Source organism: Vibrio albus, assembly GCF_003144035.1.
GTDB classification, from domain to species: domain Bacteria; phylum Pseudomonadota; class Gammaproteobacteria; order Enterobacterales; family Vibrionaceae; genus Vibrio; species Vibrio albus.
On record NZ_QFWT01000002.1, the window covers coordinates 149,067 to 161,868 of the forward strand.

Sequence of the window (12,802 nt, forward strand, 5' to 3'; positions counted from 1 at the left end):
TAGAGAACATTGCGCCACTAGAAATAGTTATGGCGCATTACTGAGCAACGTTGAACCAGATACGCCCCCTAATAAAACCCGCGTTCCTCTTGTGCGCGGGAAACCAGCCCGTCACAAGGAGCAAAACGGTCACCATACAGATTGGCAAATTCATTCATTTTTTCCACCAGCCTAACCAAACCATATTGCTCCATATACCGGAATGGCCCGCCGGTAAAAGGCGGAAAACCAATACCGAAAATCGCACCGATATCTCCATCCCGGGCATTACGGATAACGCCCTCATCCAGACAGCGTACAGCCTCATTCAGCATAGGGAACAGACACCTCAGAGAGATATCCTGCTCCTTCATGCTCGCTTCCGGAGTCACATTAAGAAGACGATAGACTGACTTATCCGGTGTTTTCTTCTTCCCTTTATAGGAATAAAATCCACGTCCGTTTTTCCGGCCTTTACGATCATTCTTCAGCATAGTATTGACAATATCCGGACCTTTAAAACGCTCACCGTGCTCAGCCACCAGTACCGGCATAATCTTCGCCCCGACATCCATCCCGACCTCATCCAGAAGAGATACCGGCCCTACGGGAAATCCGGCATTCATCAGTGCGTTATCAATCACCTCCATCGGCTCACCATCCAGCAAGATTCTTATTGCTTCATAGATATATGGCACCAGAATACGGTTCACGTAAAACCCCGCACTGTCTCGGACAACAATGGGGGTTTTCCCCTGTTTACGGGAGAAATCAACCACGGTGGCAATGGTTTGATCGGATGTTCCCGCGTGAGGAATAATCTCGGCCAGTGGCATTTTCTCTACCGGACTGAAATAATGCAGCCCGACAATATTCTCCGGTCTTGCTGCTTTTTCGGCAATCTGGTGGATAGGCAGTGAAGAGGTATTGGTAGCAAAAATCGTCTTTTCATTCGCGTGCATTTCAATGTCCGCGACCATTTGCTGTTTGAGCGCCAGATCTTCAAACACGGCCTCCACCACCACGTCGGCATGATGAAAACCGGTAAAATCGGTTCCCCCGGACAGTTGCATCATTTTTTTCTGCCTTTGAGCCGGGGTAAGAATACGGCGTTTACACTGCTTTTCCAGTAACTGATGGCTATATCGCAATGCATGCAGAATACCATCATTAGAGACATCTTTTATCCGGACTGCCGCACCGGCTTTAATACCACTGACGTAGGCTATGCCAGCCCCCATCAAACCGCCACCGAGCACACCAACCCCATTCACGGGAATTGGCAGCGCATCCGAACCGGTCTCTTTCTTCATTTCGGTTGTTGCGAAGAAAATAGAACGCAGTGCCTGTGATTCCGGTGTGACCGCCAGCTCGGCAAAATGGTGGATTTCATAATCCAGCCCTCTTTTCAGCCCGTTCGCCAGCCCGTAATTAATGACATCCAGAATGTGACCAATGGCCGGATAGTTATGCCTGGCCTTCTGTTGGGCCTTTTTCTCGGCCTGAGAGATAATCAGTCTGCGCATCACGCTCGTACGGGACAGCGCAAACTCTTTTATGGTTAACCGGCGCTTAGGTTTGCTTTTTTGGGCATAGAGCTTCGCAGTGTCCATTAAGATGCTAAGCGGAACGGCGTCATCTACCAGCCCCAATTTTTTTGCCTTACGGGCCCTGACCTGTTTTCCGGTCAAAATAATATCCAAAGCCGGAATCAAACCAATCAGCCTGGGCAAACGCTGCGTCCCTCCTGCTCCGGGAAGAATGCCCAGTTGAACTTCGGGCAGCCCCAACCGGGTTGTGTCTGCATCGGTACAGATCCGATAGTCACACGCCAGAGACAGTTCCAGCCCGCCGCCCAGACAAACACCGTGAATAGCCACCGCTGTAGTGACCGGTAACCAGCTCAGCCGGTTAAATACCTCATGCCCGGCATCCACCAGGGCTTTAGCCTCCGATTTTGTCCGGCAGCGATCTATCATGCGGACATCGGCACCGGCAATAAAACTGTCCGGTTTTCCGGAATGAATAATCAGGCCTTTTATCTCATCCTGCCGGTTCTCCAGTTCGGTCAGAATCTCCCCCAACTGATGAATACTTTCCATCTTGAGTACATTCATGCTCTCGTCGGGAACATCAATAGTGAGCCAGGCAATATGATCGTTATCAATACTCAGTGTCAGTGGCTTCTGCTGTGTCAGTGATTTATCCGTCATGACTCACCCTCCAGTACCATGGCTACCCCAATACCACCGGCCGCACAGGCCGTTGTCAGCGCCAGCCCGCCTCCCCGACGTTTAAGCTCTCTTAACGTCTGAGTGATCATTCTTGCCCCCGTCGCGGCAAACGGATGCCCATAAGCCAGGGAGCCCCCCTGCACATTAAACTTATCCATATCTATCTCACCCAGAGCCCGGCTCCGCCCCAGCTGTTCACGGGCGAAACTATCGCTGTCAAACTGGCGGATATTAACCAGAACCTGAGAAGCGAAAGCCTCGTGCATATCAATCAAATCAAGATCAGACAGTGTAAGACCCGCTCTGTCCAGCACAACCGGTGTTGCATACGAAGGACCCAGCAGCATATCCTCCTGCACCTGATTGGATGTAAACGCATAACCACGTATATAACCAAGCACATCAAGGCCTAACTCTTTGGCCCGGCCTTCGCGCATCAGCAGAATAGCGGCGGCACCATCGGTTAAAGGGGTACTGTTGCCAGCCGTTACACTGCCAAATTTCCGATCAAAAACAGGTCTCAAACGAGCGTAGTTTTCCAATTCTGAATCATGACGAATATTGTTGTCCTGCTCAATCCATTGGGTGTAGGGTTCAGGAAATGCCGTCATCACCTCATCCTGAATGCTGCCATCATGCCATGCCTTTGCCGCCAGTGTATGAGAACGGTGAGCAAACATATCCTGATCTTCTCTGGATATAGCATACGATTTAGCCATCTGTTCCCCGGTCTGCCCCATGGACAGCCCAGTTGAGTACTCAGCAATAGGTGGAGGTACAGGCGCTAAATCTTTCAGGGAAAGAGAATGAAGAAGACGAAAGCGCTGGCTGGCCGTTTTCGCCTTATTAAACGCTAAAAGAACTGAGGCCAGCTTGCGGGACACCCCAATAGGAAGGACCGATGTTGAATCGGCACCACCGGCAATACCGACATCGATATTCCCGGCCATAATACTTTCAGTAATACAGGCCACAGCCTGAAAGCTGGTGGCACAGGCCCGGGTAACACTGTAGGCATCGGTGGTCACCGGCATACCGGTTCCCAGAACAATTTCCCGGGCAATATTGGGAGCAGACGGCATCTGAATAACCTGACCAAACACGACCTGCTCTACCAGACTTGGATTCAGCTCTTGCTTGATTAACAGCTCATTGACCACCACCTTTCCCAGGTCAACAGCCGGAACCTGTTTAAATTCGGTTCCCTGCCTTGCAAATGGCGTCCTTAACCCACTGACGATGGCGATACGTTCCCCATGACGGGTCTTTACTTCCTGCCTTGTTGTCATATCCACTTCCGAATTTGAAAGTACATACAGACAACTATAGGCAAAAAAAAACCACACAAGTAACTGTGTGGTTGGAAATTTAATAAAACAATTAACTTACGCCAATTGAAAATAATCAGTTTCCTGATTAGGAGAAAGTAAAGTCAGCCTTCAAAAGGAAGTGTCATCTTGCTCAACAAAATTAGCCACAAGGGCTAACTAGATGACAATGTGTACTATAACTATATAACAGTATAATATTTTGAAGTAGATCAATTTATCTTTAGTTTGCTCTCATATGAAGCGTACAAAATCACCCATCGGAGGTTAGAGTGCCTTTAATTCGCCTTTTTTCACCAAAAAAAGGAAAGAAACTGTCCAATAGTCCGGTCAGCTTGGATATGGACAGACAAAGAAAATATGAAGCCCTGGTACGCGCTTATCATAAAGACCTTTATCGTTATGCATACTGGTTATGCAAAGATAAAAGTGTTGCAGAAGATCTGGTACAGGAAACGTGTCTAAGGGCATGGAAAGCACTGGATAGTCTGCATGATGATAAAGCGGTCAAATCCTGGCTGATAACCATCCTGAGAAGGGAAAATGCCCGGCGCTTTGAGCGAAAGCAGCTGGAGCTGGTAGATATAGACGATCATGCTGCTGATGCACATAGTTCAGACGACACTTATCATGAACGGGAATGGCTGCAACAGCAAATAATGAAACTGGATACTGAGTACAGGGAACCTCTGGTTCTTCAGGTCATCGGCGGATTCAGTGGCGATGAAATCAGTGATATTCTGGATCTGAATAAGAACACAGTCATGACACGTTTATTCAGGGCCAGAAACCAACTTAAAGAAGTAATGGAAAACAGTGAGAAGAGAGGTCTGCAAAATGGATGATTTAAAATTCCGTCGTCGCATTTTGTCTGAGCCTAAACTGCGCGACCAAGAGATAAACAAAGCGCTGAATAGTAGCGTTGCCAATCATAAATATGCCGAAGAAATACTTCAGCTCGATGCTGAAATTGAGAAGGCATTAAATATTGATGTACCGGATGGGCTAGCGGAACGCATTCTATTCAATCAAACAGTCCGGCCAGAGAAAAAACGCTTTAGCCGGTCTTTACTGGCAATGGCCGCTTCTGTTGCATTTGCCGCTGGTATACTGGTGGGACAGATAAACTGGTCTCCGCTACTGGTGTCCCCCGCTTATGCAAACCTGGCAGATACCGCCGTTAAGCATGTTGTCGATGAAATGCCTTTTATCAACCCACTGGATGAACAGGTTAACTCGCAGCAGATAAATGCTAAGTTACAGCCATTTACCTACACCTTTACTGAGAACTTTCCTTACCATGTGTATTACCTGAATCACTGTGGTTTTGGTGAATCCAATGCGCTGCATATGGTCTTCCAGGGAAATAAGGGGAAAGTTACTCTGTTTATCACAAATATCTATTCAGAGGAGCAGATAAACTTTAATCAAAGTGGCTTGTCGGGTATTGTAGTGCCGATTAAAGACAGTAGTCTTATTCTGGTGGGAGAAGCGGGCGAAGATCTGGAAACGTTATCCAGCCAGCTTTCCGCAATACTGCGACCAGCCAGCTAAACCGTAACAGCAGCTCTTAGCCGGGCTGGTTAAGGGCTGTTGCTCAGATACATAAACTCCGGCTAAAACCACATTAGAGCAAAAACTCTAATTTTATCATTTTAAACACCATTTCCCGTACTATCTCCACACTTTTGAAGATTTTCCCTCAAAACACCAAGCTGGTCGGATTTCCATCACAAGTGATAAGAACTACCATTCTCGTCCAATTGAGTAATAGCTCAAATATCATGTATATCCTAAATAAAGAGACAACAGGTTCTCAAAGAGGAACAAATCAATGAAGAAATCGTGTCTGTTCAAGAAGTCAGCACTGGCAGCAATGGTGGCACTGGCTTCCCAGCAAGCACTGGCTGCGGGCTTTCAGCTAAACTCTCAGTCAGCAACCGGCCTTGGCCGCGCGTTTGCTGGTGATGCCGTTATCGCCGATAACGCATCCGTGATGGCAAAAAACGCCGCAGCCATGGCTCTGTTTGATGAAATGGCCCTGTCTCTGGGTGTTGTCTCTATTAAGACCATGATTGAAGTGAAGGATGCCGAGTATACCAGCGCAGCAGGCTCAACACATTCTGCCAACTACGATAATGCAGGCAGTACCTCTTATGCGCCAAACCTACACTTAATAGTCCCTGTGAATGATAAATTCGCGGTAGGTGTGAATGCTTATACGAATTTTGGTACCAAAACAGAATTTAGCGATAGCTATGTTGCCAGCGAATTCGGCAGTAGTACTGATATAAAAAGCATGAACCTTGGGCTAGCTGGCTCTTACCGTATTGGTGATCAATGGAGCATTGGAGCCGGCCTGGATATTATCTATGGTCAGGGTAAGATGAAGAGAGCGACGGCTAGCGGTACTAAATTACTGGATATCGATGCAGATGGCTGGGCTGTGGGCTTTAATCTGGGTAGTGTCTATGAGATGGACGAAAATAACCGCTTTGGCCTGGCGTACCACAATAGCCCGGAATTAGAGGCTGATGGTGACGTGTATAAAGGTGGCGTTACCTATACAGATGACACTCTGATGCTGCCATTACCTGATATCTGGGAATTGTCTGGTTATCATCGGATCGAAAACAGCAAGTTTGCATTGCACTACAGCGTAGAGTGGATTGGCTGGAATACTTTTGACACGCTTACAGCCAAAGATGCCGGAGATATAAAAAAGTATAACTGGCAAAATGGTATGCACTACTCTATTGGTGGTACCTACTATCTGAACAATGACTGGACACTACGTGCCGGGTATATGTATGACACCAGTGCACAGGACGAAATAACTTCGATTTCTGTACCTGACTCAAACCGTAACTGGTTCTCGGCTGGCTTTACTTATAACCTGACTGCGAAATCCAATATCGATTTTGGCTTTACTTACCTACTGGGTAAAGACGTTGAGGTTTCTGAAACTCAGTACTTTACGCCTGACGGTTCTGTAAAAAGTACATTGAATGCTACCACCCATGCCAATGCTATTCTGATGGGCCTGCAATACAGCCAGACTTTCTAAGTCAGTTAATAGACTGTTGATCGGAAAAGAGCCGCGATTGCGGCTCTTTTTGTATCTGATGCTGCAAGAATCTAAGTTTATATATCCACTTAGCTCCCGTCTGGTACAACCGGCTTATTTCATTAACGCATTCAGCTTGTCACCCAGCAACTCTTTGCGCCAGCCCTGCATCACATCCGGTAGCCTTTCAGCATCACGATCTTTCTTCCACACCCAGCTTAAAAACTGGTTAAGCTGCTTTTTCGATGCGAGAAACTCGGTGGCTAAACCGCTTGCCTGTGAAGCCTTTTTCACCTGGTCTTTGAGCGCCTTAAACTGCTGCTTATAGCCCGGGTAGTCCATCAGGCGATCGATTTTCGCCGGCCATTCGTCTTTCGGCTGCTTTTGTGCCTTTTTCACAATAGCGATAATGCGCTCTCCATGACGTCGGATGGCTCTGATATCAAAGCCTTCTTTTTCCATCTGCTTCTGGCTGGTCATTCCGTAGCGGGCAACCGCCCAGAGGTCCTGCTCTTTAAATACAAAGTTTAGTGCCAGATCCCGACGCAATGCTTCTTTCATTCTCCAGGTCGCGAGAGGCTTAAGGATAGCAAGCTGTTCCGGCTGGAGCTGCCATGCACCTTTAATGTCCAGGTAGGCATTGTCCGGATCCGTTTTCACTCCTCGTTTATCAACGAGAAGCTCCGACTCCTGTAAGGCGGCATCCCACCATCCGGCCTCAGACACCTTCTGCTCCAGAAGCTCAAACAGAGGAGCCAGATAAAATACATCTGCCGCCGCATAATCCAGCTGCTTATCAGACAAAGGACGGGCCAGCCAATCCGCGCGCGATTCACTCTTGTCCAGCTCAATATCCAGATATTCCTGCACCAGAGCGGCAAACCCTGTGGACAGTCCATGGCCTAAAAACGCGGCCATCAGTTGCGTGTCAACCATCGGAAAAGGAGCACAGCCAAAGGCGTTTCGGAAGACTTCTAAATCTTCACCGCAGGCATGCAGCACTTTAAGTACCGCACCATCATTCAGCAGCGATTCGAAGGCGCTCATATCATCAATAACGGTGGGATCAATTAAAGACAAGCGCTCCCCGTCAAAGAGCTGGATAAGTCCCAACTGTGGATAGTAGGTTCGTATGCGTACAAACTCAGTATCAAGCATGACCGCCTCTGCCTCACGGGCAAAACGACAAACCTCTTCTAAATCGGAAACGTTATCAATTATCTGGTACTTCACTGTATTCTCAACTAACGGTGGGTGAAAACAAAATGCCGACAGTATTGTCTGGCTACCCTGAACTGAAGCTTGAGTATATCAGGATTTTCTTCCTCTTTTCGCTTCCGATTCCTCACGAAGCGCACGGCGGATGATTTTTCCGACATTACTCTTGGGTAGCTCATCCCTGAATTCAATGATTTTCGGAATCTTATACCCTGTCAGGTACTCGCGACAGTGAGTAATTATCTCATGGCGAGTCAGGCTGGGATCCCGGGCCACGACAAATAACTTGACCACTTCTCCCGTTACCTCGTGTGGCTCGCCAATTGCTGCCGCCTCCAGCACTTTTTCATGAAGAGTGACCACATCTTCAATCTCATTCGGATACACATTAAACCCTGAGACAAGAATCATGTCTTTTTTACGATCCACCAGATAGATAAATCCTTGCTGATCAAAGCGGACAATATCACCAGTAGACAGCCATCCTTCCGAATCCAGCACCTCCCGAGTCGCAGCCTCCCGCAGCCAGTAGCCCTGCATCACCTGCGGTCCTCGTACCTGAAGCTCTCCGGTCTGATCATAAGGCAGCACCTGTCCGGATTCATCGACTATGCGCACCTCAGTTGAACACACGGGTAACCCCACTGAGCCGTTATATTCAGGCAGGTTATGCGGGTTGACGGCAACCAACGGTGAGCACTCGGTCAGGCCATAGCCTTCTAAAATCGGAATTCCGGTCACTTTTTTCCAGCGTTCCGCAACGCCTTGATGCACGGCCATACCGCCACCAATCGTCAGGTTAAAACCCGTAAAATCCAACTCGTGAAAATCTTTATTGTTCAACAGCGCATTAAACAGCGTATTGACCCCGATAAATACCGAGAACGGATACTGACGCAGCTCTCTGACAAATCCTGGTATATCTCTCGGGTTGGTAATCAGCAGGTTCTTACCACCCATTTCAATGAAAAGCAGACAATTTACCGTCAAAGCAAAGATATGATACATCGGCAAAGCGGTGACAATCAGTTCACGTCCGGCTTTAAGTACCGGTCCGTATACCCCTTTAGACTGCATCACGTTGGCAAGCATATTACGATGAGTCAGCACAGCGCCTTTCGCGACACCAGTGGTTCCCCCGGTATACTGAAGAAAGGCAATATCCTTGCCCGAAATAAATGGCTTTACATATTGCAAGCGGCGACCTTTACGCAAAGCTTTACGGAACGAAATGGCCCCTGGCAGGTGATACTTAGGTACCAGACGTTTAATGTACTTTACCGCGAAGTCGACAATAGTGCCTTTGGGATGCGGTAACATCTGCCCCAGACTGGTCAGCACTACATGCTTAACCGGGGTATTCGCAACAATTTTCTCCAGAGTACTGGCAAAATTAGAGACGATAACGATGGCACTGACATCAGCATCAATCAGTTGATGCTCCAGCTCTCTCGGGGTATACAGCGGGTTAACATTCACCACGACCATCCCTGCCCTCAGGACCCCGAACAGCGCAATCGGATATTGCAGCAAATTTGGCATCATCAAGGCTACCCGATCACCTTTTTTCAGCTTAAGGTCATTTTGCAGATAAGCGGCGAAAGCCCGGCTGCGTTCCTCCAGCTTGCGGAAGGTCATCACTGCTCCCATGTTCACAAATGCCGGTTGATCGGCATAGTTGCGAACAGATTCTTCAAACATCTCGACCAGAGACGGATAAGCATCGGGTTCAATAGTTTCGGGAACATCACCTGGATAAGAAGCAAGCCATGGTTTATCCACTCTACAACTCCTGAAATTGACTCTTTGATTATAAGGACTTACTAGGGCGGGCAACTATATCAATTTGCAATGGGTTCACAAAGGAAAAGTGGGTAAAAACACAGGAAAATGGGGTGATATGCAGCGAGTGGCCGGAAAAAACAGCCAGGTATCAAATAAATAAGTCTACCCCAATTAATTGTGACAATTCGTCTCTCCTGGCCTGATTAAAGATGGTCATATATTCCTCCATTGCCTTACGGGAATGCCCCTCCGGCAAATCATACTGAACTCTTGCCCGTTCAATGTCGGCTTCATCAGCATGACGAATGGAGTGAGCAACAGCATGAGCAAGCTGAGTCGGCTGGGCAACCTCCTCTTTACTCTTATCCTGCTGTACCCCGCGCTTTTTGTTCGGCTTTTTGGTTTGCTGAACGGTTGCCGGGGTAATGCCGTTAATCACTACCATAATTATTTATCACTACTGTTGTCTTTCACTTTGCAGCTTTATCCTGCTTTATTCTCGCCCGGGCAGCTTCTTCCATGCGACTTTGTCTCGCAAATAAACCGGACCAGCCTCTTCTGGAGCCACTGCTTTTCCTTCCGCATAAGCCTGCTCAGCCAGCACGACGATATCCTGAGCCTCAGGAAATAACACGTCCGACTTCTCCCGCTTCAGTGCCAGACCTGCCAGCTCTTCCTGATAAGCATCCCAGCCAGTACCAGCCTGACTCCAGGTATGTTCATCATCCTGCACGGTTTCACACAGTGCCTGTGGCGGGATAACACATTCATCATCCACAGCCAGCCAGACGCCATTTTCCTGACGCTGGTAACGAGCCCAGTACACTTCACTCATACGGGCATCAATCGCACATACTGCATTGGATACGCCGTGTATTCTGTACATGGCCTGCGCCATGGCTTCCAGTGTCGAAATACCTATCATCGGAATATCGGCACCGAATGCTAAACCTTGTGCAATACCAGTGCCAATCCGAACACCGGTAAAACTGCCCGGCCCCTGTCCAAACGCCAGTGCGTCCAGCTCCGCCAGCGTTAGTCCTGCTTCTTTCAGGACCTCATCCACCATAGGCAAAACTTTACTGGCATGGCCCCGTGGAGAAATTTCACTACGGGTCGTGATGGTTCCGTCATAAAGTAATGCGACAGAACAGTTTTCGGTTGCTGTATCCAGAGCAAGTATCTTTGCGCTCATTAACGCCTCAATTGATTATTTAACAAAATTAATGGATTGTTTCACGAAATTAATGGGTTTATACCACAGCCTCACCAGCTATCTGATGTAAAAAGGCCGACACCTTGGTCAAGTCCCGTGTTCGGGGGATCGGAGGCAGACTCTGCAAAAATATACCGCCATATTCCCGAGTCACCAGTCGGTTATCACAGATAATCAGAACGCCTTTATCTTCTTCATCCCGGATAAGTCGCCCAACGCCCTGTTTCAGAGTAATGACCGCTTCAGGCAGCTGTACCTGAGAAAACGGGTCGCCGCCATTCAAGCGACAATCTTCAATCCTCGCTTTGAGTAAGGGATCGTCCGGGGCGGTAAAGGGTAATTTGTCGATGATAACACAGCTTAAAGCATCACCTCTAACATCAATCCCCTCCCAGAAAGCACCGGTTGCCACCAGCAGGGCATCCCCCAGCGCCATAAACTCCGCCAGCAGTTTCTGCTTGCTCGTTTCCCCCTGCATCAGAACCGGCAAATCCAGACTGTCACGAAAACGCTCCGTCAACTCTTTCATCATTGAATGTGACGTACAGAGGAAAAAGCAACGCCCCTGATTCTGTACGATCACAGGCGACAATATTTTGACTAGTTTTTCAGCCATTCCGGGGCTATTGGGCTCCGGCAGGTAGCGCGGAACACAGAGACGAGCCTGACTGGCATAATCAAACGGGCTTGGCAGGGAAAACTGCGCCTTAGGCTCCAGTCCCAGCCGGTGAGTGAAGTGACTGAAGTTGCCGGAGACCGCCAGTGTGGCCGAAGTGAATACCCATGCTCCCTGTTTAAGCTGAACCTGCTCCCGGAATTTCTCTGCGACAGACAGGGGGGTGATATGCAGACTGAAGTGACGCGGTGTAGTATCAAACCAGTAGGAATAGCCGGTTATCGATACATCACATACCCGCTCTATCCGCGACTTGATGGTATTCGCCCGCTCAAAGGCGGCATCCAGCAATTCACTGCGGCCCAGCGCTAATTTAAGTACATCAATAGCCAGCTCCAGTCCATCCTGAACCCTGACCACGGCACGGGTAATCGACTCTGATTTCAGAGCTTCCCGCCAGTTGCCCCGAAAGCCCGAATCTCCCAGCTCGATACGCAGATCCATCGCGGACTGAACCAGCCTGTCCGCCACTTTTTGCAACTGACGCATATCCCTGGCTTCGGTGCGATAACCGATCTCGATGTCTTTCGCCAGTTCCTGAACCTGTCTGCTGGACACAGACTGGCCGAAGTACTGACTGGCAATATCCGGCAACTGATGCGCTTCATCAAAAATGAACACATCAGCCTCAGGGATCAGCTCACCAAACCCAGTTTCTTTGATCGCCAAATCCGCCAGAAACAGGTGGTGGTTCACCACCACGACATCGGCATCCATGGCCTTTCTACGGGCCTTAAGTACAAAACAGTCCTGATAACTCGGGCAGTCTTTACCCAGGCAGTTATCATTGGTTGAGGTAATGGTTGGGATCACCGGACTGTCTTCGGCGATTTCATCACACTCACCGAGATCACCGGTTTTGGTTTCCGACGACCAGCTTCTGACCTTAATAAGCTGAGACAACAGAGTGGGATCGGCTTCATTAGTATGGCTCTCCACCATCTGTCGGCTTAAACGATCAAGACACAGATAGTTTGAACGCCCTTTCAGCAGAGCGACTTGCCCATAAAAGCCCAATGCCCCCACCATCAAGGGAAGATCACGGTGAAACAGCTGTTCCTGGAGGTTTTTTGAACCGGTACTGATAATGATCTTTTTACCACTAAGCAGTGCCGGAACCAGATAAGCGAAAGTTTTACCCGTTCCGGTACCAGCTTCGACCACCAGTTGTGACTGTTCACGAATGGCTTTTTCCACTGCAACGGCCATGTCCAGCTGTGCCTGACGGGGCTGAAAGCCCGGAATGGCCTGACCTAAGGCACCATCTGCAGAAAAAGTTTTAGAGATCATAGAGTGAGG

The 12,802-nt window shown here is 48.6% G+C and carries 10 protein-coding genes; 3 read left to right on the forward strand and 7 right to left on the reverse strand.

The annotated features are described in order from the left end of the window. Positions 1-68 precede the first annotated feature (68 nt). A complete protein-coding gene (gene fadJ / locus DI392_RS04300; RefSeq protein ID WP_109319020.1) occupies positions 69-2,177 on the reverse strand; it encodes a fatty acid oxidation complex subunit alpha FadJ in 2,109 nt (702 codons plus the stop codon). An 11-nt stretch (positions 2,178-2,188) separates the two neighbouring features. Beyond that, the gene (gene fadI / locus DI392_RS04305; RefSeq protein ID WP_109318678.1) at positions 2,189-3,502 is read right to left on the reverse strand and encodes an acetyl-CoA C-acyltransferase FadI; all 1,314 of its coding nucleotides are present in this window, start codon (positions 3,500-3,502) and stop codon (positions 2,189-2,191) included. Between the two features lie 380 nt (positions 3,503-3,882). Between fadI and DI392_RS04310 the strand changes: the two genes are divergently transcribed. From DI392_RS04310 to DI392_RS04320, 3 genes are all read left to right on the forward strand, one after another. Then, on the forward strand, positions 3,883-4,386 hold the full coding sequence (locus tag DI392_RS04310; protein ID WP_245883958.1) for a sigma-70 family RNA polymerase sigma factor: 504 nt from the start codon (positions 3,883-3,885) through the stop codon (positions 4,384-4,386). Continuing rightward, positions 4,379-5,095 (forward strand): DUF3379 family protein, encoded by a 717-nt coding sequence (locus DI392_RS04315; RefSeq protein ID WP_109318680.1) that lies wholly within the window; start codon positions 4,379-4,381, stop codon positions 5,093-5,095. The genes DI392_RS04310 and DI392_RS04315 overlap by 8 nt, the downstream gene beginning before the upstream one ends. A 280-nt stretch (positions 5,096-5,375) precedes the next feature. Then, a complete protein-coding gene (locus DI392_RS04320) occupies positions 5,376-6,608 on the forward strand; it encodes an outer membrane protein transport protein (RefSeq protein ID WP_109318681.1) in 1,233 nt (410 codons plus the stop codon). Positions 6,609-6,722: 114 nt separating this feature from the next. On the opposite strand, the gene rnd is transcribed toward DI392_RS04320, so the two are convergent. The 5 genes from rnd to yoaA all read right to left on the reverse strand — a co-directional run bounded on the left by rnd (position 6,723) and on the right by yoaA (position 12,793). After that, positions 6,723-7,841: a ribonuclease D gene (rnd, locus tag DI392_RS04325; protein ID WP_109318682.1), complete on the reverse strand. Its 1,119-nt coding sequence runs from the start codon at positions 7,839-7,841 to the stop codon at positions 6,723-6,725. 78 nt (positions 7,842-7,919) lie between these two features. After that, positions 7,920-9,608, reverse strand: a complete 1,689-nt coding sequence (gene fadD, locus DI392_RS04330) for a long-chain-fatty-acid--CoA ligase FadD (RefSeq protein ID WP_109318683.1) — start codon at positions 9,606-9,608, stop codon at positions 7,920-7,922. A gap of 151 nt (positions 9,609-9,759) precedes the next feature. Further along, complete coding sequence (locus tag DI392_RS04335; protein ID WP_109318684.1) at positions 9,760-10,056, reverse strand: chromosome partitioning protein ParA; 297 nt, start codon at positions 10,054-10,056, stop codon at positions 9,760-9,762. 48 nt (positions 10,057-10,104) lie between these two features. Then, positions 10,105-10,806 carry a tRNA (adenosine(37)-N6)-threonylcarbamoyltransferase complex dimerization subunit type 1 TsaB gene (tsaB, locus tag DI392_RS04340; RefSeq protein WP_109318685.1) on the reverse strand — a complete coding sequence of 234 codons (702 nt, stop codon included), beginning with the start codon at positions 10,804-10,806 and terminating at the stop codon, positions 10,105-10,107. 58 nt (positions 10,807-10,864) lie between these two features. Then, the gene (gene yoaA / locus DI392_RS04345; RefSeq protein WP_109318686.1) at positions 10,865-12,793 is read right to left on the reverse strand and encodes a DNA repair helicase YoaA; all 1,929 of its coding nucleotides are present in this window, start codon (positions 12,791-12,793) and stop codon (positions 10,865-10,867) included. Between the last annotated feature and the right edge of the window lie 9 nt (positions 12,794-12,802).

Coding starts and splice junctions, on each gene's coding strand:
- DI392_RS04335 (WP_109318684.1), bottom strand. CDS start 10,056: ATGGTAGTGATTAACGGCATTACCCCGGCAACCGTTCAGCAAACCAAA.
- yoaA (WP_109318686.1), bottom strand. CDS start 12,793: ATGATCTCTAAAACTTTTTCTGCAGATGGTGCCTTAGGTCAGGCCATT.
- DI392_RS04315 (WP_109318680.1), top strand. CDS start 4,379: ATGGATGATTTAAAATTCCGTCGTCGCATTTTGTCTGAGCCTAAACTG.
- tsaB (WP_109318685.1), bottom strand. CDS start 10,806: ATGAGCGCAAAGATACTTGCTCTGGATACAGCAACCGAAAACTGTTCT.
- DI392_RS04320 (WP_109318681.1), top strand. CDS start 5,376: ATGAAGAAATCGTGTCTGTTCAAGAAGTCAGCACTGGCAGCAATGGTG.
- DI392_RS04310 (WP_245883958.1), top strand. CDS start 3,883: ATGGACAGACAAAGAAAATATGAAGCCCTGGTACGCGCTTATCATAAA.
- fadI (WP_109318678.1), bottom strand. CDS start 3,502: ATGACAACAAGGCAGGAAGTAAAGACCCGTCATGGGGAACGTATCGCC.